Annotated in this window: 24 protein-coding genes; 15 read left to right on the forward strand and 9 right to left on the reverse strand. The window is 71.7% G+C overall.

Annotated elements, in window-relative coordinates; translation table 11 throughout:
• Positions 1-32: 32 nt before the first annotated feature.
• From ABZ815_RS26310 to ABZ815_RS26320, 3 genes are read left to right on the forward strand one after another with little or no spacing between them, the layout of a single operon-like run.
• Positions 33-827: a hypothetical protein gene (locus ABZ815_RS26310; RefSeq protein ID WP_357702297.1), complete on the forward strand. Its 795-nt coding sequence runs from the start codon at positions 33-35 to the stop codon at positions 825-827.
• The gene (locus ABZ815_RS26315) at positions 824-1,891 is read left to right on the forward strand and encodes a glycosyltransferase (RefSeq protein WP_357702298.1); all 1,068 of its coding nucleotides are present in this window, start codon (positions 824-826) and stop codon (positions 1,889-1,891) included. Before ABZ815_RS26310 ends, ABZ815_RS26315 begins: the two co-directional genes overlap by 4 nt.
• A gap of 29 nt (positions 1,892-1,920) precedes the next feature.
• Positions 1,921-2,202, forward strand: coding sequence for a metal-sensitive transcriptional regulator (locus ABZ815_RS26320; RefSeq protein WP_352327377.1), 282 nt, complete (start codon positions 1,921-1,923; stop codon positions 2,200-2,202).
• A 118-nt stretch (positions 2,203-2,320) separates the two neighbouring features.
• Here ABZ815_RS26320 and ABZ815_RS26325 read toward each other — a convergent pair whose 3' ends face one another.
• Both ABZ815_RS26325 and ABZ815_RS26330 read right to left on the reverse strand, forming a co-directional pair.
• Positions 2,321-2,482: a hypothetical protein gene (locus tag ABZ815_RS26325; RefSeq protein WP_020540796.1), complete on the reverse strand. Its 162-nt coding sequence runs from the start codon at positions 2,480-2,482 to the stop codon at positions 2,321-2,323.
• A 214-nt stretch (positions 2,483-2,696) separates the two neighbouring features.
• Positions 2,697-4,025 carry a hypothetical protein gene (locus ABZ815_RS26330; protein ID WP_357702300.1) on the reverse strand — a complete coding sequence of 443 codons (1,329 nt, stop codon included), beginning with the start codon at positions 4,023-4,025 and terminating at the stop codon, positions 2,697-2,699.
• 53 nt (positions 4,026-4,078) lie between these two features.
• On the opposite strand from ABZ815_RS26330, the gene ABZ815_RS26335 reads away from it, so the two are divergent.
• Entirely contained in the window at positions 4,079-4,981 is a 903-nt protein-coding gene (locus ABZ815_RS26335) for a hypothetical protein (protein WP_357702302.1), read from the forward strand.
• Here the strand turns inward: ABZ815_RS26335 and ABZ815_RS26340 are convergent.
• Entirely contained in the window at positions 4,953-5,474 is a 522-nt protein-coding gene (locus ABZ815_RS26340; RefSeq protein ID WP_357702304.1) for a gamma carbonic anhydrase family protein, read from the reverse strand. The genes ABZ815_RS26335 and ABZ815_RS26340 overlap by 29 nt on opposite strands.
• A 147-nt stretch (positions 5,475-5,621) precedes the next feature.
• Here ABZ815_RS26340 and ABZ815_RS26345 point away from each other — a divergent pair, with 147 nt between their 5' ends.
• On the forward strand, positions 5,622-6,653 hold the full coding sequence (locus ABZ815_RS26345) for a hypothetical protein (RefSeq protein WP_357702306.1): 1,032 nt from the start codon (positions 5,622-5,624) through the stop codon (positions 6,651-6,653).
• Between the two features lie 157 nt (positions 6,654-6,810).
• Here ABZ815_RS26345 and ABZ815_RS26350 read toward each other — a convergent pair whose 3' ends face one another.
• The 3 genes from ABZ815_RS26350 to ABZ815_RS26360 form a co-directional block, all read right to left on the reverse strand.
• Positions 6,811-7,041, reverse strand: coding sequence for a hypothetical protein (locus tag ABZ815_RS26350; RefSeq protein ID WP_357702308.1), 231 nt, complete (start codon positions 7,039-7,041; stop codon positions 6,811-6,813).
• Between the two features lie 123 nt (positions 7,042-7,164).
• On the reverse strand, positions 7,165-7,917 hold the full coding sequence (locus ABZ815_RS26355) for a GntR family transcriptional regulator (protein ID WP_357702310.1): 753 nt from the start codon (positions 7,915-7,917) through the stop codon (positions 7,165-7,167).
• Between the two features lie 153 nt (positions 7,918-8,070).
• Complete coding sequence (locus ABZ815_RS26360) at positions 8,071-8,613, reverse strand: VanZ family protein (RefSeq protein ID WP_357702312.1); 543 nt, start codon at positions 8,611-8,613, stop codon at positions 8,071-8,073.
• Positions 8,614-8,811: 198 nt separating this feature from the next.
• On the opposite strand from ABZ815_RS26360, the gene ABZ815_RS26365 reads away from it, so the two are divergent.
• The 7 genes from ABZ815_RS26365 to ABZ815_RS26395 all read left to right on the forward strand — a co-directional run bounded on the left by ABZ815_RS26365 (position 8,812) and on the right by ABZ815_RS26395 (position 15,451).
• On the forward strand, positions 8,812-10,221 hold the full coding sequence (locus tag ABZ815_RS26365; protein WP_357702314.1) for an aldehyde dehydrogenase family protein: 1,410 nt from the start codon (positions 8,812-8,814) through the stop codon (positions 10,219-10,221).
• Positions 10,214-11,011: a fumarylacetoacetate hydrolase family protein gene (locus ABZ815_RS26370; protein WP_357702316.1), complete on the forward strand. Its 798-nt coding sequence runs from the start codon at positions 10,214-10,216 to the stop codon at positions 11,009-11,011. Before ABZ815_RS26365 ends, ABZ815_RS26370 begins: the two co-directional genes overlap by 8 nt.
• Complete coding sequence (locus ABZ815_RS26375) at positions 11,008-11,433, forward strand: RidA family protein (RefSeq protein WP_357702318.1); 426 nt, start codon at positions 11,008-11,010, stop codon at positions 11,431-11,433. Before ABZ815_RS26370 ends, ABZ815_RS26375 begins: the two co-directional genes overlap by 4 nt.
• Positions 11,430-11,945 carry a 3-hydroxyanthranilate 3,4-dioxygenase gene (locus ABZ815_RS26380; RefSeq protein ID WP_357702320.1) on the forward strand — a complete coding sequence of 172 codons (516 nt, stop codon included), beginning with the start codon at positions 11,430-11,432 and terminating at the stop codon, positions 11,943-11,945. Before ABZ815_RS26375 ends, ABZ815_RS26380 begins: the two co-directional genes overlap by 4 nt.
• Before the next feature lie 118 nt (positions 11,946-12,063).
• A complete protein-coding gene (gene kynU, locus ABZ815_RS26385) occupies positions 12,064-13,260 on the forward strand; it encodes a kynureninase (RefSeq protein ID WP_357702322.1) in 1,197 nt (398 codons plus the stop codon).
• A gap of 123 nt (positions 13,261-13,383) precedes the next feature.
• Positions 13,384-14,595 (forward strand): serine hydrolase domain-containing protein, encoded by a 1,212-nt coding sequence (locus tag ABZ815_RS26390; RefSeq protein WP_357702324.1) that lies wholly within the window; start codon positions 13,384-13,386, stop codon positions 14,593-14,595.
• 247 nt (positions 14,596-14,842) lie between these two features.
• Positions 14,843-15,451 carry a LysE family translocator gene (locus ABZ815_RS26395; RefSeq protein ID WP_357702326.1) on the forward strand — a complete coding sequence of 203 codons (609 nt, stop codon included), beginning with the start codon at positions 14,843-14,845 and terminating at the stop codon, positions 15,449-15,451.
• Here the strand turns inward: ABZ815_RS26395 and ABZ815_RS26400 are convergent.
• Positions 15,431-15,805: an MmcQ/YjbR family DNA-binding protein gene (locus ABZ815_RS26400; protein WP_357702328.1), complete on the reverse strand. Its 375-nt coding sequence runs from the start codon at positions 15,803-15,805 to the stop codon at positions 15,431-15,433. The genes ABZ815_RS26395 and ABZ815_RS26400 overlap by 21 nt on opposite strands.
• On the opposite strand from ABZ815_RS26400, the gene ABZ815_RS26405 reads away from it, so the two are divergent.
• Positions 15,804-16,409: an inositol oxygenase family protein gene (locus tag ABZ815_RS26405; RefSeq protein ID WP_357702330.1), complete on the forward strand. Its 606-nt coding sequence runs from the start codon at positions 15,804-15,806 to the stop codon at positions 16,407-16,409. The genes ABZ815_RS26400 and ABZ815_RS26405 overlap by 2 nt on opposite strands.
• 16 nt (positions 16,410-16,425) lie before the next feature.
• Here the strand turns inward: ABZ815_RS26405 and ABZ815_RS26410 are convergent, their stop codons facing one another.
• Complete coding sequence (locus ABZ815_RS26410) at positions 16,426-17,472, reverse strand: DUF2293 domain-containing protein (RefSeq protein ID WP_357702332.1); 1,047 nt, start codon at positions 17,470-17,472, stop codon at positions 16,426-16,428.
• A gap of 95 nt (positions 17,473-17,567) precedes the next feature.
• Between ABZ815_RS26410 and ABZ815_RS26415 the strand changes: the two genes are divergently transcribed.
• Entirely contained in the window at positions 17,568-18,383 is an 816-nt protein-coding gene (locus ABZ815_RS26415) for an FKBP-type peptidyl-prolyl cis-trans isomerase (RefSeq protein ID WP_357702334.1), read from the forward strand.
• 6 nt (positions 18,384-18,389) lie between these two features.
• Here the strand turns inward: ABZ815_RS26415 and ABZ815_RS26420 are convergent, their stop codons facing one another.
• Positions 18,390-19,298 (reverse strand): M23 family metallopeptidase, encoded by a 909-nt coding sequence (locus ABZ815_RS26420; protein WP_357702336.1) that lies wholly within the window; start codon positions 19,296-19,298, stop codon positions 18,390-18,392.
• A 115-nt stretch (positions 19,299-19,413) separates the two neighbouring features.
• On the opposite strand from ABZ815_RS26420, the gene ABZ815_RS26425 reads away from it, so the two are divergent.
• Positions 19,414-22,095, forward strand: a complete 2,682-nt coding sequence (locus tag ABZ815_RS26425; protein ID WP_357702338.1) for a BTAD domain-containing putative transcriptional regulator — start codon at positions 19,414-19,416, stop codon at positions 22,093-22,095.
• Positions 22,096-22,099: the final 4 nt, after the last annotated feature.

Below are 22,099 nucleotides of genomic sequence, written 5' to 3' on the forward strand. Positions count from 1 at the left end.
CATGGCCTTATTCGACGGGGAGGGGGCTAGTGATGCGCGTCGTGGTCACGGACGCCGAAGTCACCCTGGCCGACGTGCTCTCCCTGCGACTCGCCATCGACGAGCCCCTGGGTGACGGCACCGAGCTCGTCCTGCGCCATCGCGCCACGGGGGTCGAGCGCGACGTGCGTCTGGGCCGGACGGGAAGCCGGACGCGGGAGGCCACGCTGGCCGTCTCGCTCGCGCCGCTGGAGCTGACCGCCGGCCGATGGGACGCCTACCTGCGGCACGAGGGCGGCCGCAGCAGACTGCGCAGCGTCGATCCCGGGTTCTCGCTCGACCACCTCGACGCGTACGCGCTGTGCCGCCGGACGCTGGCCTACCGGTCGTACCGGACGCGGAACGGGTTTCTGGCCCTGAAGATAGCCGACGCCACGCCGGTGGCCGAGGTGCGGGCGATCTGGTTCAGGGAGGGCCGGTTCGAGGTGACGGGGCTGCTGGCGTACACCGGGCTGGAGGACGACGACGCGCGCCGCGAGGCCACGCTCACCCTCGACCGCAGGCCGACCAGGGAACGGGTGTCGTCCACCGCCACCGTCCAGGGCGTGCGTTTCCACGCGGCGGTGTCGCTGGTGAACGTGGTCGAGGCCGATCCCGACACGGCCGGAACGTGGGAGCCCGCGCTGGAGGTCGAGGGCGTGCCCACGCCGCTGCGGCTGGGCGCCTGGCTCGACGACGTCGACGGCAAACGCAGACGGCTGCACTATCCGTCGGCCGAGATCGACGGCGTGCCCGTCCGGCCCAGTTACACCGCCGACGACGAGCTGCGCATCGAGGTGGGCGGATGAAGGTCAGCCTGGTCCTCGCCTCGGCGTACGGGATGCGCGGCGACGTGCGCGCGATGCTCAACCTCGCCACCGCCCTGTCCGAGCGGCACGAGGTCGAGGTCGTCAGCGTCAGGCGGCAGAAGGAGAAGCCGTTCTTCCCCATCGGCGCCAAGGTGGCCATGCGCAGCGTGGTCGACGCCCGTCCCGGGGTGCGCCACCTGCTGCCGCGCGGCCAGATGCGCACCGAGATGGCGCTCTGGCGGATGTTGCGCGGGCTCAGGGCCGACGTGGTGATCACCGCCAGGCCGGGCATCGGCGTCCAGGTGGCGCGGCATGCTCCACGTGAAACCCTCAAGATCGCCAGAGAGTGGGGGCGGCCCGCCGTCCCCGGGCCGGTGCAGCGGCTCTACCCGCGCCTCGACGCGGTCGTGACGGCCACGGAGTCGGCCCAGGAGGAATGGGTCAGGCTGCTCGGCGGCGGGCTCGCCGTCCACTCCGTGCCGGACGCGCTGCCGGGAGGCCCGTGGCCGCGCTCGCGAATGGACAACCGGATCGTGGCGGCCGGGGGCAGGTGGGTGTCGGTCAAGGCGTACGACCGGCTGATCAGGGCGTTCGCGATCGTGGCGGACAAACGTCCCGACTGGCGGCTGCGCCTGTACGGCGGCGGCCCCGAGGAGCGGCGGCTGCGGTCGCTGGTGGGCGAGCTCGACCTGCACAACCACGTCTACTTCATGGGCGTCACGCCCGACCTGGCGGGGGAGTTCGCCAAGGCGTCGATCGTGGCCAACCCCTCCCGCAGCGAAGACCTGGGCATGACCGTGCTGGAGGCCATGGGGTGCGGGGTGCCGGTGGTGGCCTTCGAGGGCGCGAGGGGCCCCAGGGAGTTCGTGGCGACCGGCTACAACGGCGTGCTGGTGCCCGAGAGCGAGAGCGAGGCGCAGCACTTCGCGGGCGCGCTGCTCGCGCTCATCGACGACGAGCGCCGCCGTCGCTCGCTCGCGGCCGGTGCCCTGGACACCGCCGTACGCCATTCGGCCGAGGAAGTCGCCGAACAGTGGGAGAAGCTGCTCTCAGATCTCCGCTAGCTCATACGGGTTACGGGTACCGTAGAAGCATGCATGGGTACAGCGGAGACAAGCAGGCATATCTGACGCGCCTCCGGCGAATCGAGGGCCAGATCAGGGGCCTGCAGCGCATGGTCGACGACGATGCCTACTGCATCGACGTGCTCACCCAGGTCTCCGCGGCCACGCGGGCCCTTCAGGCCGTGGCGCTCGGGCTGCTGGAGGAGCACATCTCCCACTGCGTCGCCGACGCGATCAACACGGGCGGCCCGGAGGCCGAGGCGAAGGTGAAGGAGGCGTCGGCCGCCATCGCCCGCCTGGTCAAGTCATAGGGCCGTTCTCCTCCATACGTAGGAGAGAGACACCCTCGATTGACTAGTTACCTGGAATCCCCGGGAACGACTGTCCCGGACCCCATCGGAGCCCGGGACAGGTAATTTTCGATGGTCTTCAGCGACTCGCCGAAGTCCGCAATCCGAGCGCGTCGTCGAGTTCGTCCAAGGTCAGCCGCCGCTCGCTGACAGCGACGGCGGTGAGCACCTCGGCGTAGAGCGCAATCTCGTCCAACGCGACACGGTCGTGGACCCGAGAGTCCAGGTCGTCGTGCCCCACCGCGTCGTCCTTCCTTCCGCAGCCCACACCCTCTACGAGGTTACGGCGAGCGCCCTTCCTGCGACATGGCCCATCGGAGTCATTCCTTTCGGCGTCACGGGGGCCCCACAGGGATCATTTCCCGAAGTCGAGATCACAATTCAGCGAATTGCCCGGTGACTGAAGTGATACGGGGATATGGGCGTAGTAAGGGTGAAATTACGGTAATAGTGGGTTACGTGTGACCGATGTGGTGATCGTCGCGTTCGTGGATCAGCTCGCGGACCAGCGCGCTCTGGCCGGCCAGGCCGTGCTGCGGCACCTTGGCCCCGGTCAGCCGGCTCCACGCCAGGCACGTGGCGTACGCCGCGCCCAGCACGGCCGCCTTGCTCTCCCGGTCCGGCGGCGTCACCACCGCCGCCTGCGGTACGGGCTCCCCGCCCGGACGTACGGCGAAGCCCTCCGGCTCGGTGCGCTCGGCCGCCGAGGTGCCCGTCAGCCCGGCACGCTCCAACTCCCCGTACGCCCGCCGCAGCCGGTGGTTCAGCCGCTCGGGCAACATCCTCCTGGAGTCGGACAGATCGGCCAGGTACGCCGCCGCCGCCCCCGACGCGTCGCCCACGAAGCTCAGCGCCTCGACCAGGTCGTACACCGAGTGGGCGAAGCAGGCGCCGGGATCGGTCTCCGGCAGCAGGGCCAGGGCCAGCCGCGGCGGGCAACGGTCCAGCCAGGCCCGGCGTACGGCGTCGTCGCCCCGCGCGGCCGCGGCGTCGTCGCGGCCGGGCCGGCGCAGCGTCGGCTCCACCATCGTGAGCAGCGCCAGCGCCCGCGGCCTGAACCGGATGTCGGACAGCAGCACCTGGGCCGTGTCGGCGATCAGCGCGGCCAGCCGGAGCGCGGCCCGCGGGCGGCCGGCACGGGTGCGCTCGGACACCAGCGTGACGAGGTCGAGCAGCGGCGGCGCGGGCAGCCAGCGCACCCATTCGTCGCCGGGCAGCGAGCGGCGCAGGTACTCGCCGAAGAGCGTGATCAGGCGCTCGTTGCCGTCGAAGGCCGGCGCGTACGCGCACCACATGATCGTCCCCCAGACGGCGGCGACCGTGCTCGGCACGTCGGCGGCGAAGATCTCGCCGAAGGCGGTCAGCGGGTAGTCGAGCTCCGACTTGCGGCCGGCGCCGCGGACCGTCTCGGCGATCTGCTCGGTCACCGCCCGCGGCACGTCGGGGCCGATGAACGCCTGGGTCGAGCCGGGCTCGGCGGCGAAGTCGGGCCCGGTGGGCACCACCTCGTCCGGCAATGCCGCTGTGACGTGCCCCACCTTGCGCGCCCGTTCGCCCCTGGGAGGCGGCGCGGGATGCCAGCGGCCGTCGCCGGGGTCGTGCAGGTGCCAGCGCGCGTACGCGCCGTGGAGCCAGCGGTCGCCGTCGGGGGTCACCAGGACCCGAGCTGCCAGGACGTGCGCGCGGTCGGGCACGGACAGGCCCTGCCAGCGCGGGTCCGCGACCATCGCGCGGACCTCCGCCTCTGTCGAGGTGAACGCATCCCAGGGGCGCACGGCCGTCATCGTACTGGCCTGCCGGACTCTACCTGTCGGCATTTCACGGCAGAATGTCCGCTATGAGGGCAAAGGTGGCAGGGGTGTTGGCGGTGGCTGGAGTGGTGAGCGGCTGCGGACTCGCGGCCGAGGCCCCGCCCACCCCCACCGGTCCCGGCGTGCTGACCGTCCAGAACGCCCAGGCGCCCGCGCCCGGCGGCGAGGTCGGGTCGGCCTCCGGCGAGTTCGCCGACGCCGCGGAGCTGGCCGTGTGGAGCAAGCTGAGCGACACCGAGAAGGACGTCGACAGGATCGCCAAGCTCGACGTGAACAAGACCGCCAAGGGCGCCCTCTACCTGGAGCCCAAGACCTCCACCTGGTACGACGGCTTCCGCGGCCCGTTCGTCTACCAGGAGCTGGCCGGGGACATCGTCATGCACGCCCGGGTCAAGGTCACCGGCGCGAAGGGCGGCAGGCCCGCGCGCAAGTTCTCGCTCGGCGGGCTCATGGCCCGCCAGCCCGGCACGTACGACAAGCCCAACTGGATGTCCGTCACCACCGGCACCGCCGACGCGGCCGGGCAGGTCGAGGCCAAGTTCACCCTGGACGGCAGCTCCAAGCCGCTGGAGACGGCGGTCAAGAGCGGCTGGGTGGACCTCGTGCTGGCCAGGCTGGGCCGGGTCGCCGTCGCGCTCTACAAGGAGGACGGCGGCGCCTGGAAGGTGGCCAGGCGCTGGCCCTCGAACCTCCCCGAGGTGCTGCAATGGGGTGTCACCGCCTACACCGACTGGGACAGCTACGGCGCGCTCAAGAAGGACGCCGCCAAGGCCAACGCCAAGCAGATCAAGGGCACCCCCGACCTCAAGCTGACCGTCGACTTCGTCCGCTTCCTCCGCCCCGAGCTGCCGGACTACGCAGACCCGCTCAACACCGCCTCGGTGTCGGACCAGGTCCTGATCAAACTGCTGACGCCTGCCGGTGCCTGATCGCCTTGGCCATGTAGTTGTCCGGCGTGCGGGCGAAGGAGGCCCGGTCGTCGTCGGTGAGCTCGCGCACGATCCTGCCGGGCACGCCGGCCACCAGCACCCCGGACGGGATCTTCTTGCCCGGGCCCACCAGCGCGCCGGCCGCCACCAGCGTGCCCGCGCCCACCCGGGCGCCGCCCAGCACGATCGCGCCGATGCCGACCAGCGCGCCGGTCTCGACGTGCGCGCCGTGGACCATGGCCTTGTGGCCCAGGCTGACCCGGTCCTCAAGGATCGCCGGCTGGCCCGCGTCGGCGTGCAGGCAGCACAGATCCTGTACGTTGCACTCTTCGCCGATCTCGATCCGCTCGTCGTCCCCTCGGAGAACGGAGCCGTACCAGATGCTGGACGCCCGGCCCACCCGCACGCTTCCGACCACGACGGCGCCGGGCGCGATGTACGCCTCCGGATGGAGGTCCGGCACCGCCCCGTTGTCCAACGCTGCTATGTACATTCGTCCAATCGTAATTCCCGCCTCAGGTGTGGCGTTCCGGTTGCGGACGTGGGCAGATGGCAGGAAAGTCGTTTCCTGACGTCTCGTCGTCAGACCCTCACAACTCGCAGTTTTCCCCCGCCTCACGCAAACCCTTAGGTAACCCCCATGACAAACCAGCACGAGAGCATTCCCGATCTGATGCAAGAGGACACCTTCGAAGTCGTGATGCGCGGCTACAACCGCCGTCAGGTGCACGACTACATGATCCGTACCCGGAACCAGATCCGGGATCTGGAAGAGCGGCTGGCACGGGCGATCGACCAGGCGGAGCAGGGCCGGGTCGAGCTGGCGGAGGCCAGGCGGCGGATGGTCGAGGCGCCCCAGAGCTACGAGGACCTCAGCCCGAGGCTCGCGCAGATCCTCAAGCTGGGCGAGGAGGAGGCCGCGGCCAAGCGCGCGGACGCGGAGGCCGAGGCGACCGCCGTGCGGGAGAGCGCCAGGGCGGAGGCCGAGCGGCTGGTGACGACCTCGCGCGAGACGTCCGACAAGATGCTGACCTCGGCTCAGGCGGAGGCCGAGCGGCGGGTGGCCGAGGCCACGCAGGCGGCCGAGCGCATGCTGGCCCAGGCGGGCGCCGACGCGGAGGAGCAGCTTGGGTCGGCCCGCGCCGAGGCCGAGGGCCTGCTGCGCGAGACGCACGCCGAGGCCGAGCGGGTTCTCGGCGGCGCGCACGCCGAGGCGGAGCGCGTCATGGCGACCGCCAACGGGCAGGCCGAGCAGCTGCTGTCGGGGGCGCACGCGGAGGCCGAGTCGATGCTGGCCGCGGCGCGTCAGCGCACCGCCTCGCTCGACGAGCACGCCGGCCGCCGGGTGGAGTACCTGACCAACACCCACACCGAGGTCGTGCGGCGGCTGACCGAGATCGGCTCGGTGCTCGGCGACCTCATGCGCACCGAGGCGGGGGCCGGGCAGCTCGTGCCGGAGTCGGCGCTGCCGCCCGTGCCGGCCGCCCAGCAGCCCGCGGCCGTGCCGGCGCGCACGCCCGAGCCCGCCATCGAGGCCGCGCCGCAGCCGGTCCCGCAGTTCTCCGTCCAGGACGACGTGCGGGTCATCGTCGAAGAGGAGGAGAAGCCGAAGGAGGGCGTCTCCGACGACACCGACGTGCACATCCTGCGGCTGGGCGAGTACCACTCCTAGAAGGTGAAGGGGCGGGGAGCGGAAGCCCCCGCCCCCGATAGGGTCGGAGACTTCCGCGTACGTGGCCCCGTTGGTGGCCCGGTACCGGGGCCGCCGAGACGCTGGACCCGGCACCGGGCTGCTCGTGTGCGGGCCGGGGAACGCTCCACGGCCCGCGTCAGGGAGGGGCGGGGCCGGCCCGCCGGCCGGTCCGCTCCTCCTGGTCCCGGAGCTGGTCGCGCAGACCGTCCGGGTCGTCGGCGTCGATGGTCGTCGCACATCCGGCCTCGCGCTGCGCCGCGTCGAGCGGATGGTGCCGGGTGGCCCACCAGCGGCCCGCGTCGCTCCGCCAGATGGTCCACTTGGGGTACTCCCGGGCGATTTCGGCAAGATGCCGGTCGACGGACATCTGCACACCTCTCCCGGGCCCCACGCTCCTGAACGGTTCCATCTCCTTAGAAGATGAGGGACTTCTCTAGAGAATTCAATGATCGGGGTGGACAGGTCCACCTATCGCTTGACAGATCGTGAACTAGGCGTCGAAGTCGTACTGGAGTACGTACGCCGCCGAGTCCAGGACCATCTCGTTGAGCTCGACGGGCAGGCCGCCCGCCGTGTACGCGGTGCGCGCGATGACGATGACGGGGGTGCCGCCGGGCAGGTCGAGCAGCCCGGTCTCGCGGGGGCCGGGCATGCGGGCACGTACCTCCTCGGTGAAGTGGGCCGGGGGCAGGCCCAGGTCGCCGAGCCTGGCGTAGACGCCGCCCGGTCCGCTGTCGGGCAGCGTGATGGCGCTGCCCTGGACCAGCCGGGCGGGGAAGGAGGAGGTCGCCAGCTGCACGGGCCGGCCGTCCACCGAGTAGCGACGCCGACGAACCCATACCTCGCCGCTCTCCAGGACGTCCGCCACCTCCTCCGGGGCCCGCTCCAGCACCACCTCCACCTGGTCCACGGTGAACGGACGGCCCCGGGTGTCGGCGTCCCAGATGGCACGCCCCTGACCCCACTGCTCTCGTGACAGGCGGCGCGAGCCGTGCCTGCGGATCGGTTTGAACAGGCGCACATAGACCCCCGAGCCTCGTTTGGGCACCGCCAGCCCTTCGTTGATCAGTACGGCAAGCGCCTGCCTGGCGGTGGCGCGTGCGACTGCGTAGTCGGCCATGAGCGCGTTCTCGCCCGGTAGGCGGTCCCCGTCGCGCAGTTCGCCGGACAGGATCCGGGAGCGGAGGCCGTCGGCGATGCGGCGATAAATAGGAGGCTCGTGGGGTACCGGGGATTCAGACACGTTTCGATCACCCTCTGTCACCAACCAGGTTGTGGCGTCTCCAGAGAACTTGCCCCGTCTTGTCCACGATCGCACAGATACAGAGGTTGGTCCCGAGCTTCTTTTGAGCTGATCGTGCCTGTGTGATGAAGTGGAGGACGTTTATGCAGGCCGTTATCGTGGAACGGTCCCGGCCGCTATTCGCGGGGCCCACCAGCGGCGAGTAACCGACGCGGCGAGCACCGCGCCCGCGGTGTTCATGATCACGTCGTCTACGGAGGAGAACCGGCCCAGTCTCAGGGCGTACTGGAGGAACTCGACCGTGATCGAGAGGGCCGCCGCGACGGCCGCGACCCGGCCGTAGGAGGCCATCGCGGCGGTGCGTACGGGCAGCAGCGCCCCCAGCGCGGCGAACACCAGCAGATTGCCGCCGACCTGCACCAACACCGTCTCCCAGGACGCCCCGACGAGATCGGCGAGGTCCGCGAACGGGACGAGGCCGACCCCCGCCCGACCGGTGGACGGCGTGAGGATCATCCAGATCCAGGGCGCGGTCCCGACGGCGATGCCGACGTCGGCGAGCGAGGTGCGCAGCGGCGCCGGATGCCCGGCGCGGGCGCGCTGGCGGGCGAGCGCCATGCTGGCCAGCAGGGCCACCGGAAGCGCTAAAACACCAGCAATAACGATATTTCCCCACAGCTCCCATGTGCGCGCCATTCGGTCATCATCTCGGGAGCCGAGGGGTACCGGAAGATGTCCGTACGGACAGGTCCTCCCGGACGCGGCCGAGGGGTGGCTCAGTGTCACCGTCGCCACCGGGGCATGACGGCCCGGCGCGCTTCCCGCTCCCGCCGGACTGTTGTCTCACCGTCGCCCGACGATCTATACCGGGGAGTGAGGCTAGAGGAGGCTGCTGTGCTGACCCATTTCATCGGCGGGCTGCCGGTGGCGGCGGGCAAGGCGTTCCCGGTCCACGACCCGGTGACGGGCGGGGTGATCAGACAGGTCCACGAGGCCGACCCGGAGGTGGTCGACCGGGCGGTGCGCGCGGCCAGGGAGGCGGCGCGCGACTGGGCGGGGCTGCCGGTGGCCGAACGGGCCGGCTGGCTGCGCCGCCTCGCCGAGGGCATCGAGGTGCGCTTCGACGACCTGGTCACGGCCGAGATCGCCGACACCGGCAAACCGCTCGGCCAGACCCGCACGCTCGACGTCCCGCGTGGCATCGCGAACTTCCGCGCCTTCGCCGAGATCGCCTCCCAGCGCCCCGACGACGCCTTCCACCTGGCCGGCGTGCTGAGCTACACCGTCCGCAGGCCGCTCGGCGTGGTCGCGGTGATCGTGCCGTGGAACCTGCCGTTCCTGCTCATGACGTGGAAGCTCGCGCCCGCCCTGGTCGCCGGCAACACCGTGGTGGTCAAGCCGTCGGAGCACACGCCCGGCTCGGCCGCGGTCTTCGCCGAGATCTGCGCCGACGCCGGCCTGCCCCCGGGCGTGGTCAACATCATCTTCGGGCACGGCCCGGCGGGCCAGCTCCTCGTCGAGCACCCGGGCGTGGACGGTGTGACGTTCACCGGCTCGACCGCCACCGGGACGCAGATCATGAAGACGGCCGCCGACCGGGTCAAGCCGATCTCGTTCGAGCTGGGCGGCAAGAACGCCGGCCTGGTCTTCGAGGACTGCGACCTCGGCCGGGCCGTCGAGGGGACGGTGAAGTCGGTCTTCACCAACGGCGGCCAGGTGTGCCTGTGCACCGAACGGCTCTACGTCGAGCGGACGATCTTCGACGACTTCTGCGGCCGGCTCGCGTCCCGGGCACAGGAGGTCGAGCTGCAGCCGATGATCTCGGCCGGACACCGGGAGAAGGTGCTGTCCTACTACGCCCTGGCCCGCTCGGAGGGAGCCAAGGTGCTCACAGGAGGAGGCGTCCCCACGTTCGGCGATCACCGCGATACCGGATATTTCGTGGAACCAACGGTAATGACAGGGTTATCGGAGTGGTCCCGTTTCAATCGAGAGGAGATCTTCGGTCCCGTGTGCCACGTGGCTCCTTTCGACAGCGAGGCCGAGGCCGTCGACCTGGCCAACGGCAGCGAGTACGGCCTGGCCGCCACCCTCTGGACCGCCAACCTCGACCGCGCCCATCGCGTGGCCCAGCGCCTGGAGGCGGGGCTGGTCTGGGTCAACACCTGGTACCTGCGCGACCTGCGCACCCCGTTCGGCGGCGTGAAGCTGTCGGGCATCGGCAGGGAGGGCGGCACGCAGTCGCTCGACTTCTACTCCGAGCCCACCACGATCACCATCAAACTGGAGCAACCCGATGCATGACGAATGGTCCCTGGCCGTCGACACCCGGGGGCAGGCCGCCGATCGGCTCGTCGAGGCCGCGCGTACCGGCAAGCCCTGCGCGCCGCTCAGGGACCTCATCACCACGGTGGCCGACGCCTACGCGGTGCAGGAGATCAACACCCGGCGGGCGCTGGAGGAGGGCCGGCGGCTGGTCGGCAGGAAGATCGGCGCCACCAACCCGCTGCTGCAGCAGAAGTTCGGCATCGACCAGCCCGACTACGGCATGCTCTTCGCCGACATGGCCGAGCTCGACGGCCGGCCCGTCCGGGTGGAGCGGTTCCTGCAACCGCGCGCCGAGGCCGAGGTCGCGCTCGTGTTCGGCCGGGACCTGACCGAGGGGCCGTTCACGCTGGTGGACGTGATCAGGGCGGTGGAGTTCGCGCTGCCCGCCATCGAGATCGCCGACTCGCGCATCGCCGACTGGGACATCACGATCGCCGACACGGTCGCCGACAACGCCTCCGGCGGCGCGTACGTGCTGGGCGGCACGCCGAAGAAGCTGACGGCGCTCGACCTCGGCACGGCGGCGATGACGATGACGCGCAACGGCGAGGAGGTCTCCTCGGGGTCGGGGGCCGCGTGCATGGGCAACCCGCTGAACGCCGCCCTGTGGCTGGCCGGCGCACTGGCCGGTGCCGGCCACCCGCTGCGCGCCGGGGACGTCGTCCTGACCGGCGCGCTCGGCCCGGTGGTGCCGGTCGAGGCCGGGGACGTGTTCGAGGCCAGGATCGAGGGGCTCGGATCGGTGCGGGCGGTGTTCGGCGCATGAGCCGCGAGGCCGTCACCGTCCCCGGCAAGGCCGTGCCCCGGGGACGCTTCCCGCACGTCAGACGCGCGGGCGACTTCCTGTACGTCTCCGGTACCAGCTCCCGCAGGCCGGACGGCACCTTCGCGGGCGCGCAGGCCGACCGGTACGGCGTCACCGACCTGGACATCCGCGCCCAGACGCGGGCGGTCATCGAGAACATCGGCGACCTGCTCAAGGCCGCCGGAGGCTCGCTGGCCGATCTCGTACAGATCACCACGTACCTGGTAAACATGAACGACTTCAAGGGCTACAACGAGGTGTACGCCGAATTCTTCGACGAGGAGGGTCCCACCAGGACCACGGTCGCGGTGCACCAGCTCCCGCATCCGCACCTGCTCATCGAGATGCAGGCCGTCGCCTACCATCCACAGGAGCGATCATGATTCCCCCCATTGACTTCACCAGGTGGATCGACGAGCACGCCCATCTGCTCAAGCCGCCGGTCGGCAACAAGGTGGTCTTCGAGGGCGCCGGCGACTTCATCGTGATGGTGGTCGGCGGGCCCAACTCCAGGACCGACTTCCACGTCGACCCGTACGAGGAGCTGTTCTACCAGGTACGCGGCAACATGCACGTCAACGTGGTGACGGAGAACGGCCCCGAGACCGTGCACGTCCGCGAGGGGCAGATGTGGCTGCTGCCGGCGCGCATGCCCCACTCGCCGCAGCGCCCCGAGGAGGGGTCCGTCGGGCTGGTGGTGGAGCGGATCCGGCCCGAGGGCGAGCTGGAGAGGTTCCAGTGGTACTGCATGGAGTGCGGCGCCAAGGTCCACGAGGTCGAGCTCCAGGTGCGCGACATCGTCAAGGACCTGCCGCCGGTCTTCGAGGCGTTCTACGCTGACGAGAAGGCCCGTACGTGCGACCGGTGCGGTGCTCTGCACCCCGGCAAGGGCTAGACGTACTGGCCACGGAGATCGGGCACACGATCCGGTGCAGAACTGGTACGTCAACCAGCACCAGAATGGTGTAAACCGGATAATTGCCACCATCTCACCCCTGTAAGGAGCGCAACCGGTGCTGGACCGTGACGCCTGCCTCGCCCTCGACGCCGACGATCCGCTGCGGCCGTTCAAGGACGAGTTCGTCCTGCCCGAAGGGGTCGTCTACCTCGTGGGCAACTCGCTCGGCGCGATGCCCCGCCGCGCCGCGGAACGGGTGCGCCGCACGGTCGTGGACGAGTGGGGCGGCCAGCTCGTCGGCGGCTGGAACGCGGCCGGCTGGTACGACCAGCCCCTGACCGCCGGCGACCGGATCGCGCCGCTGATCGGGGCCGGCCCCGGCCAGGTCGTCGTGGGCAACACCACCACGATCGCCGCCTACCAGGCGCTGGCCGCCGCGGTACGGCTGCGCCCCGGCCGCAAGGTGATCGTCTCCGACCCCCGGAACTTCCCCACCGACCACTACATCGCCCAGGGCCTGGCCCGGCTGCTCGGCGACTACGAGGTGCGCGACTATGCCGAGGGCCGGTTCGACGACGCGGCCGTGGTGCTGCTGTCGGAGGTGGACTACCGCACGGGCGCCAGGCGGCACGTGCCCTCGGTGACCGCCCAGGTCCAGGCGGCCGGGGCGCTCATGGTCTGGGACGTGTGCCACAGCGTCGGCGCCATGGAGGTGGACGTGTCGCAGGCCGACTTCGCGGTCGGGTGCACGTACAAGTACCTCAACGCGGGGCCGGGCGCGCCCGCCTTCCTCTACGTCAACCCGCGCCACCACGCCAACGCCGAGAACGTGCTGTCCGGCTGGCACGGCCACGCCGAGCCGTTCGCCTTCGAGACCGGCTACCGTCCGGCCGAGGGCATCCGGCGGTTCGCGGTCAGCACGCCGCACGTGGTGTCGTTCGCGGCTCTGGAGGCGGCTCTGGAGGTGTGGGAGCGGGTGCCGATGGCCCAGGTGCGGGCCAAGAGCATCGCCCTGACCTCGCTCTTCGCCGACCTCGTCGGCGACGCGCTCAAGCTGGCCTCGCCCGCCGAGCCGGAGTCGCGCGGCAGCCAGGTCTGCTTCCACCACCCCGACGGCTACCCGGTCATGCGGGCCCTCATCGACCGGGGCGTGCACGGCGACTTCCGCGCGCCGGACGTCCTGCGGTTCGGCTTCGCGCCGCTCTACATCGGCTACACGGACGTCTACGACGCGGCCGTCACGCTGCTGGAGGTGCTGGACAAGGAGCTGTGGCGGGACGAGAAGTACGCCCGGCGGCTCGCGGTCACCTGATCGGGCGAGTCCCCTCCCTCTTGAGAGCGAGCCGGAAGATCGCCGTCGTCGGCGATCCGCCGCCGGGGGGTCGCCAGCCAGGATTGTCCCATCGAAAGCCGATGTGACCTGGAGAGATCCCCCATGAAGCGCACGCGTATCGCCGCCGCCGTCCTCGCTCTGGCCGCCCTGACCGTCAGCGCCCCCGCCCTGGCCCAGACTCAGGCGAGCTCCCACAGCGCCGTCACCGTGCAGGTGCCGCCGATCAACGAGACGGCGCTGCGGAAGAGCATCGCCGGGCTGCCCGCGCCCGACGCCACCGCCGCCGAGGTCAGGGTGAGCGGCTGGGCCGGCTCGTGGCGCGGCGTCTCGGGGGTGACCGACCTGCGCGGGAAGCACCCGGCCCGGGAGGGGGCCAGGTTCCGGGCGGGCAGCGTGACCAAGGTGCTGACCACGGCGGTCGTGCTCCAGCTCGTGGCCGAGGGCGAACTCTCCCTCGACCGCACGGTCCAGGACTACCTGCCGGGGCTGCTGCCGGCCGACTACCCGCCGGTCAAGCTGTCCCAGGTGCTCAACCACACCAGCGGCCTGCCCGCGCCGAAGTCGGAGGGCGGCTTCGAGCGGGTCTACGCCGACCGCTTCAAGACGATCACCCCGAAGGAGTACGTCCGCCAGGCCGTGCTCAACCCGATCGAGTTCACCCCCGGGACCAAGCAGCACTATCTCAACATCAACACCTTCGTCGAGGGCCTGCTGATCGAGAAGGTCACCGGCAGGTCGTACGAGCGGGAGGTGGGCGACCGCATCCTGCGCCCGCTCGGCATGAACCAGAGCTACTTCCCCGGCGCGTCCGTCAAGGTCCACGGCCGGCACAACAGCGGCTACCAGGTCGTCCCGAAGGGCTTCCCCGACTCCTTCGCCTACGGCAAGGGGTACGTCGTGGACGTCACCGAGATGGAGGTCACCTCGACCTGGGCCTCGGGCGACCTCATCTCCACCACCGCCGACCTGGAGAAGTTCGCCAAGGCGCTGTTCGGCGGCGGACTCGTGCCCGCCGAGCAGCTGGAGCTGATGTTCACCGTGCCGAAGGTCACCATGTTCGGCACCGACGACGAGCCGGCCCACTACACCTCCGGCCTGACCGAGTTGGTGCTGCCCGGCGGCATCGTCGCGTACGGCAAGACCGGCGCCCGGTACGGCAGCTCCACCGGCATCGGCGCCACCCGCGACCTGAGCCGCGTCGTGGTCTACTCGATCAACTCCACCGACGCCAAGGCCCAGGGCCAGAACGAGCGCGGCCTCGGCGTCGCGCTGGCGGCCTTCGCCAAAGAGGCGCCCGCAACCGTCGCCCAGTAGGGGCCCTGCGGCCTTCGCCCAGTAGGGCCCCCCGGTCTTCGCCCGGTAGGGGCCCGTCAGGGCGCCCAGGGTGGCTTTCGCCGGAGAGATCCCTTATCGGCCGCCCTGGCGTGTTTGGGCAAACTGGTCCCAGTATCATGGTCAGTGCCCACAAGGCACTGACGATGTTCGCCCGCGTGACCGTGCGACCTCCGCACACCCGGCGGGTCGGGCGGGAGCGCGCCCTCGGCTCCGGGAGACCCCCGCCATGCTGCTGACCTTCGCGGTCACGACGCTCATCATGATCATGATTCCCGGCCCCGACGCCGCGCTGATCATGCGCAACTCCCTCGCGCACGGCCGCGTGGCCGGCCTGCTGACCATGCTCGGCGGCCTGCTCGGCCTCTCCGTGCACGCCGCCGCCGCGGCGGTCGGCCTGTCGGCGCTGCTGGTCGCCTCGCCCACCGCCTTCACCGTGGTACGCGCCCTCGGCATCTGCTACCTGCTCTGGCTCGGGGTGCACGCGCTGCTGTCCAGCCGGAACCGGACCAAGGTCGTGGAGGCCGCCGCGCCCCCGACCGGCTCGCCGCTCGTGCACGTACGCAGAGGGCTGCTGTCGAACCTGCTCAACCCCAAGGTGCTGCTGCTCTTCGTGACCTGGCTGCCGCAGTTCCTGCCCGGCCACGGCGACACCCTGGGACGGGCCCTGCTGCTGTCGGGCATCATCGCCGTGCTCTACGTGCTCTGGTTCAGCCTCTACAACGTGATCATCGACCGGGTGAGCGCGCTGCTGCGCAGGCCGCGGGTGCGGGCCAGGGTCGAGCAGGTGACCGGGGTGCTGCTGGTCGCCTTCGCGCTACGGCTCGCCGTCCAGTAGCTTGACCGCCCGCTTCGGGGCGATGGTCCGGTAGCTCTCCTCCACCCAGTCGAGCAGCACGTCGGTCTCGGGCAGCGCCGACAGGAACGGCACGGTCACCCAGCCGGCCTTGCCCAGGCCGTAGCCGCTGGGGGCCGCGCCCTCGACGGTCAGCGCGTGGCCGTGCGCCTCCGACAGCAGCTTCACGCCGAACGTCGGGTCCCACTTCTCCGTCTGCTCGTCCAGGCCGAGGAACAGGAAGACCTTCTTGTTGACCTTGATGACCGTCTCGCCCCACGGATGGTCCTCGTGGGTCTCGGGCAGGCCCAGCGCGAAGGTCCGCAGCTCCTCCCGTACGGTGTGCCAGTCGTCCATGCGATGGACGGTATCGAAAAGTCCCGCCTGGCGGCACTGGCCGGCGGCGCGGGAGGCTGGTGACGTGACGGTCGACGAGCTGATGGACCTGCTGGCCCGGTGCGAGGACGCCTGGGACGCCCCCGACCGGACCGGCGACCCCGTGCCGCTGCTCGACCACGGCCTCCAGGTGGCCGCCGTGCTGCGCGATCGGCACCCCGGCGACCGCGAGCTCCAGGTGGCCGGGCTGGTGCACGACCTCGGGCACCTGCTGGCCCCGGGCGACGAGGCCGGCCACGCCGCCGTCGGCGCGGCGGCGGTGCGGGGGCTGCTCGGCGACCGGGTGGCCGCGCTGGTCGAGCTGCACGTGCCCGCCAAGCGCTACCTGGCCACGGTGGAGCCGGGACGCGGCCTGTCGCCGGAGTCGGCGCGGACGCTGGAGCTCCAGGGTGGCCCGATGTCGGCCGCGGAGGCCGCCGCCTTCGCCGCCGCGCCGCACGGCCCGGCCGCCGTCGCCCTGCGCCGCGCCGACGACCTGGGCAAGGTGGTCGGCCTGACCCGCCCACCCCTCGTCGAACTGACCACCTGGCGACCGATCATCGACACGCTCGCCGGAACCCGGTGAGCCTGCCCACGATCGCTCACCGGGACGGTCGCCGGAACTCCGTCAGTTTGGCCTCGATGGCGTTCCTGATGCGGTCGCGGGCCTCCATGCGGGGGACGCCCGACATGAGCAGGCGGTCGTAGTCGGTGTCGAGATGCCGGACCGACGCGATCACCGCCAGTGTGATGGCGTTCTCGTCGAGCGCCTTGGCCGCCGCCGTCCGGCCCACCCGGCCGCTGCCGCGCTGGCCGGCGTGCTCGGCGATCTCGTGGGCCCGCTCGGCCGGGCAGCTCGGGAACAGCCGGGCGATCTCGGCCGCCATCGCCGCCTGGAACCCGACGTCCTGCTCGGCCCTGCGCTCCTGGTCGCGCTCCCGGCGGCGCATACGCGCCTCCTCGTCGGCCAGGCAGCGCTCCTCGGCCGCGGTCAGGGCGGCCTCCTCGACCAGGACGCCCTGACGCTGGTAGACCTTGCGCCGCCGGTTGTACCGGACGACCACCGCCGACAGCCCGCTCTCCTGCTTGGCCCGCCGGCTCAGCGCCGCGTTCCCCGACGGCAGGAACACCAGGTGGTCCATGTCGGCGCAGCTCAGGCAGTGGGGCCGGTCGTCCTCCATGATCAGGTACGGCCCGGTGTCACCGCAGGACGCGCACCTCCACGGCTCCTGCGAGGCCACCGCCACCAGGTCGGGCGCCTTGCTCTGCCGTTCGGTGAGCCGCCGCACCCTGGCCTCGCTCAGGTCCGGCGAGATCCAGTGGACGCGGAAGGCGTCCTGCCCGTGCCCGGACGTGAAGCGCAGGTCGCGCCGGTCGCGGGTGCCGGCCACGTACGGCGTGTCCACCGGCTTGAGCCCCTTGGCCAGGGCCCATTCCCGCAGCAGCCCGGCCGTGGCGAGCAGGCGCTCCTCGTCGACCGCGGCCAGCTCGGCCAGCGTGCCGGCCCGGCCCTGCCGCCAGAGGTCGACGTGCCGGGAGTGCAGCCAGCGCAACCCCGTCACGACGTCGATGAACGTCACGTAGTGGCGGCTGGTCAACGCGATCTCGGCTGCTGCTGCGACCCTGCGGGCCAGGTTGGGCTTGCTCACGCGGTCCAGTCTCCCGCGCCCTTTGTCGTGAGATGGCGAGACCCGCAGCTTTCCTTTTGGCTATTGCGGCAAGTAACCCCTTCGGATCTGGCATCTTGGGGGAAATCGTGCGCCTGCTCTGGCCTGCCGTACTCATGCTGGCCACCTCGTGTGGCGTCGCCGAGGACGGTTCCCAGCCCGTCGTGACGGGTGCGTTCGGCAGCAAGCCCGTCGTCGCCATACCTCGGGGGAAGCCGGGACGCACGCCGCGGATCACGGTGCTCTCCATGGGCAACGGCCGGCGTACGGTCCCGGGGGACGTCGTGCTCGCCGACGTGGACATCCGGCGGTGGTCGGGGAACAAGCCGTATCTCAGCACCTACGACGGCAACCAGCCCACCACGGTCGTCTTCGACGGCAGGCAGGTCTCCGAGACCTGGCGGGCCTCGCTCATCGGCAGGCCGGCCGGCAGCCGGGTCATGCTGGTCAGCCCGGCGTCGGAGGCCCTGGGCCCGAACGTGCCGCTGACCGGCGTCTCGCCGGCCGACACGCTGGTGGTGGTCTTCGACATCCTCGGCGGCTACCCGCCCGACGCGCGGCTCGTCGGACGGGCCCTGCCGGCGATCCCGTCCGACCTGCGGCCGGACTCCGCGCCCCGGACCCTCATCGACGGTTCGGGGCGGGACGTCACGGCGGGTTCCAAGGTGGTGATCCAGTACGTGGCCGCGTCCTGGCCGTCCCGCTCGGTGGTGGACTCGTCCTACCGGAGGGGCGGCCCGAGCGCCTTCACGCTCAAGCCGGGCTCGGTGCCGCCCGCCTGGCTGGAGGCCCTGGTCGGCCAGCAGGTCGGCAGCCGGCTGGCCGTGGGCTCCCCGGGGGAGCGGCCCATGTTGTACGTGATCGACGTCCTCGACACGATCACGCCCATCTGAGCCGTCTCAGCCGCAGTGCTCGAACGGGCTGTCGTAGGCCGAGGCGCCGGCCTTGCCGCCCCACTTGACGCACGTGTTCGCGGCGGCGGCGTAGACCGGGCCGGCGTAGTAGCCGTAATTGCCCGAGTCCGTCTTCCTGGTACTGCCCTGCACCTCCAGGTAGGCGGTCGTCGCGGTCGCCGTGCCGAGCGACTTCGCCTTCATGGTGACCACGCAGTTGTTGCCGTTGGAGTTGTTGTAGAGCAGGTAGACGGTCCCGTCGGCGCCGAGCCCGGCCGAGTCGATCACGTCGTAGCCGGAGCCGCAGGCCTCCTGCGGCGTGTACGGGTTGGCGGACCCGCCGCAGTTCTTCGAGGTCACCGTCTGGACCGGGTAGCCGAAGGTGACGCCGTTGAAGACGGCCTTCTGGATGTTCGACGGGTAACTGGTGCCCAGGCGCACCTCGTAGTGCAGGTGGGGGCTGATGTTGTTGCCCGGCTTGCTGGTGTTGCCGACCGTGCCGATCTGCTGGCCCTGCGAGACGGACTGGCCGGCGCTGACCAGCCGGGTGTTCAGGTGGGCGTAGTAGGTGGTCCAGCCGCCACCGTGGTCGATCTTGACGAGGTTGCCGTAGCCGTTGGTCGAGCCCTGGTGCGCCGAGATCGCCACCGTTCCCGACGCCGCGGCCACCACCGGGTCGCCGAGGTCGGCGTCGGCCGTGCTGCCCCGGTTGAAGTCGATCTCCCACGACTGGTGGGCGCTGCTCCCGCTGGAGTTGCCGGTCCAGGTCTGGCCGCAGGGGAACGGCATCTGGAAGTTCGTCGCGAGGAGCTGCGCCTGCGCGGACTCCGGTTCCGGGTCGGCGAAGGCGGGGGTCGTCGTACCGAGGCCGAGTAACAATGCGAGGCCCGCGACCATTGATCGGCTGAGCTTCATGGGGTGATCCTTTCCAGTGGGATCTGTGACACCAGAGTCCGCATTGGCCGCACAAGAATCATCCAGAACCGATACAAAGAGCTGTCAGATCTCCCGTAAAGGGGCTGATGCTGTCATGACGGTCACCTTCCACGTCCTCGGGCCGCTGGAGATCCGCTCCGGCGGCCGCCCCCTACGGATCTCCGGCGGCAAACCCCGCATGCTGCTGGCCACGTTGCTGCTGGAAGCCGGGCAGGTGGTCGGCGCCGACCGGCTCGCCGAGGTGCTCTGGCCGGGGCGGCCCCCGCGTTCGGCCCTGGCCAACGTCCGCACCTACGTGAGCGCGCTGAGGTCCCAGCTCGGGCCGGTCGGCCTGCGCGCCGCCGGGGCGGGCTACACGATCGACGTCGCGGACGACGCCCTCGACCTGCGCCTGTTCGAGGAGCTGACCGGCCGCGGCGAGTACGGCCACGCCCTCGCGCTGTGGCGCGGCGCGCCGCTGAGCGACCTGCCCGGCAGCCCGGTCTGGGACCGCCGGATCGAGCACCTCCACCGGCTGCGGCTGCGGGCCGCCGAGTGCCTGATCGAGCGGCGGCTCAAGGCCGGCGACCACGACGGCGCGGCCGACGAGCTGCGCGGCCTGCTGGCCGAGCATCCCTACCGGGAGGACCTGTGGGGCCGGCTGCTGCTCGCCCTGCATCGCGGGGGCCGCAAGGCCGAGGCGCTGCGCACGTACGCGGCGGTCCGCGACCAGCTCGTGGACGAGCTCGGCGTCGAGCCGGGCGCGGAGCTGCGCGGTGCGTACGAGCTGATCCTGGCCGACGAGGGACGCGCGGCGCCCGCCGTGCCCCGGCAGCTCCCGCCCGATCTGCCGGACTTCATCGGCAGGGCCGCGCCCCTCGCCGCGCTGGGCGGGACGTTCTCGGTCGCGGTGATCTCCGGCCCGCCCGGCGTGGGGAAGTCGGCCCTGGCCGTGCACGCCGCCCACCGCCTGCGCGCGGCCTTCCCCGCCGGCCAGCTCTACCTGGAGCTGGGCGGCAGGGCGCCGGGCGAGCTGCTGGCCGAGGTCCTGCGGGCGCTCGGCGTGACCGGCGCGCCGCCGACGCCCGGCGAGCGGTCGGCGCTGTTCCGGTCGCTGCTGGCCGAGCGCCCGATGCTGGTCGTGCTGGACGACGCCCGCGACGCCGCCCAGGTAGGCCCGCTGCTCCCCGGCAACGAGAGCGCCGTCATCGTGACCAGCAGGCGGCGCATCACCGAGTTGCCCGGCGCGCTGCGCGTCGAGCTCGGCGAGCTGTCGCCGGAGGAGTCGCTGACGCTGCTCGGCGGCGTCGCCGGAGCCGGACGGGTGGCCCGCGAACCGGCCGACGCCCTGGCCGTCGTGACGCTCTGCGGCGGGTCGCCGCTGGCGGTGAGGAGCGCCGGAGCCCGGCTGGCGGGTCGGCCCGGCTGGTCGCTGTCGGTGCTGCGCGAACGGCTGGAGGAGGACTGGCTGGCCGAGCTGAAGGAGGTCCGGGGCTGCCTCGACGCCGGTTACCGCAGGCTGCCGGCGGAGGCCGCCCGTACGCTGAGCGCGCTCGGCGTCCTCGGGCCCGCCGCCGGGGCGCAGCCGGGCTGGGTGGTGGACGCCGCGCTCGGCCGGCACGGCGCGCACGACGTCACCGACCTGCTCGTGGACGTCCACCTGCTGGACCCGGTCGGCACCGACGACGTGGGCCAGCCGCGCTACCGGGTGCCCGACCTCGTCGGCAGGCACGCGCGCGAACGCGGCCCCGACCGTGCCGCGCTGGCCCGGGTGCTGGCGGCCTGGACGGCGACCACCGAGCACGCCATGGCCCGCCTGCCCACCACCGTCTTCAGCCTCACCGCGGCCAGGGCGGCCAGGTGGCGGCTGCCCGCGCGCACGCTCGACCGGCTCACCGCCGACCCGATCAGCTGGTTCGAGTCCGAGCACGAGGCACTGGCCGGAGCCGTGGACCTGGCGGCCGAGCTGGGCCTGGCCGAGTCGGCCTGGGGGCTGGCCGCCGCCATGGTGCCCTACCTCGATCTGCACTGCCACCTCGGCACCTGGCGCCGTACGCACACCGTCGCCCTGGCCGCCGCCCGCGCCGCCGGCGACCGGTACGGCGAGGCCGCCATGCTCAGGGGCCTGGCCCAGGTCAGCCTGTACCAGGACCGGTACGAGGAGTCCGCCGAGGGCTTCACCCTCTCCCGCCAGATCTTCCACGAACTGGGGGACGTCAGGGCCGAGGCGACCTCCGTCTGCGGGCTCGGCGCCGTGAACCAGTTCCGCGGCCGGCATGTCCGGTCGCTCGCGCACCTGCGCCGCGCGCTGGCCATGTTCGTGGCCTCGGGCGACCGGCACGGAGAGGCGTTCGCCCACCAGGCCATCGGACGGGCCTGCCTGAACTCGGGCGACCTCGTCCAGGCGGCGGAGTCGCTCGGCGAGGCCATGCGGCTGGCCCAGGAGCTCGGGGACGCCCACCGGGAGGGATGCGTGTGCCTCCAGATGGGCCACCTGCACCAGGCGATGTCGTTCCACCGGCACGCTTTGGAGATCTTCGAGTCGCTCGGCGACCGCCACTGCGGGGCGTACGCGCTGCAGAGCCTGGCGGGACTCCAGGCGGCGCGCGGCGACCTGACCCGCGCCTCGACCGGCCTTGAACGCTCGCTGGAGGTCTTCCAGGAGCTCGGCGACCGCAGCGGCGAGGCGGCGGCCACCCAGCTACTCGGCGAGCTGCACCGCTCGGCCGGGCGCACCGGCCTGGCCCTCGACTACCTCAGGCACGCCAGCGCCCTGCGCCGCAGCCTGCCGGCCTGACGGG

Source organism: Nonomuraea sp. NPDC047529 (genome assembly GCF_040642995.1).
In the GTDB taxonomy this organism is placed as follows: Bacteria; Actinomycetota; Actinomycetes; order Streptosporangiales; family Streptosporangiaceae; genus Nonomuraea.

Bases quoted from the DNA above. Each gene is read 5' to 3' on its own strand.
- ABZ815_RS26360 (WP_357702312.1), bottom strand. From the start codon at position 8,613: ATGGCGCGCACATGGGAGCTGTGGGGAAATATCGTTATTGCTGGTGTT.
- ABZ815_RS26400 (WP_357702328.1), bottom strand. From the start codon at position 15,805: ATGGACGACTGGCACACCGTACGGGAGGAGCTGCGGACCTTCGCGCTG.
- ABZ815_RS26425 (WP_357702338.1), top strand. From the start codon at position 19,414: ATGACGGTCACCTTCCACGTCCTCGGGCCGCTGGAGATCCGCTCCGGC.
- ABZ815_RS26405 (WP_357702330.1), top strand. From the start codon at position 15,804: ATGCGATGGACGGTATCGAAAAGTCCCGCCTGGCGGCACTGGCCGGCG.
- ABZ815_RS26420 (WP_357702336.1), bottom strand. From the start codon at position 19,298: ATGAAGCTCAGCCGATCAATGGTCGCGGGCCTCGCATTGTTACTCGGC.
- ABZ815_RS26370 (WP_357702316.1), top strand. From the start codon at position 10,214: ATGCATGACGAATGGTCCCTGGCCGTCGACACCCGGGGGCAGGCCGCC.
- ABZ815_RS26395 (WP_357702326.1), top strand. From the start codon at position 14,843: ATGCTGCTGACCTTCGCGGTCACGACGCTCATCATGATCATGATTCCC.
- ABZ815_RS26330 (WP_357702300.1), bottom strand. From the start codon at position 4,025: ATGACGGCCGTGCGCCCCTGGGATGCGTTCACCTCGACAGAGGCGGAG.
- ABZ815_RS26310 (WP_357702297.1), top strand. From the start codon at position 33: ATGCGCGTCGTGGTCACGGACGCCGAAGTCACCCTGGCCGACGTGCTC.
- ABZ815_RS26335 (WP_357702302.1), top strand. From the start codon at position 4,079: ATGAGGGCAAAGGTGGCAGGGGTGTTGGCGGTGGCTGGAGTGGTGAGC.
- ABZ815_RS26380 (WP_357702320.1), top strand. From the start codon at position 11,430: ATGATTCCCCCCATTGACTTCACCAGGTGGATCGACGAGCACGCCCAT.
- ABZ815_RS26315 (WP_357702298.1), top strand. From the start codon at position 824: ATGAAGGTCAGCCTGGTCCTCGCCTCGGCGTACGGGATGCGCGGCGAC.
- ABZ815_RS26390 (WP_357702324.1), top strand. From the start codon at position 13,384: ATGAAGCGCACGCGTATCGCCGCCGCCGTCCTCGCTCTGGCCGCCCTG.
- ABZ815_RS26320 (WP_352327377.1), top strand. From the start codon at position 1,921: ATGCATGGGTACAGCGGAGACAAGCAGGCATATCTGACGCGCCTCCGG.
- ABZ815_RS26375 (WP_357702318.1), top strand. From the start codon at position 11,008: ATGAGCCGCGAGGCCGTCACCGTCCCCGGCAAGGCCGTGCCCCGGGGA.
- ABZ815_RS26345 (WP_357702306.1), top strand. From the start codon at position 5,622: ATGACAAACCAGCACGAGAGCATTCCCGATCTGATGCAAGAGGACACC.
- ABZ815_RS26340 (WP_357702304.1), bottom strand. From the start codon at position 5,474: ATGTACATAGCAGCGTTGGACAACGGGGCGGTGCCGGACCTCCATCCG.
- ABZ815_RS26350 (WP_357702308.1), bottom strand. From the start codon at position 7,041: ATGTCCGTCGACCGGCATCTTGCCGAAATCGCCCGGGAGTACCCCAAG.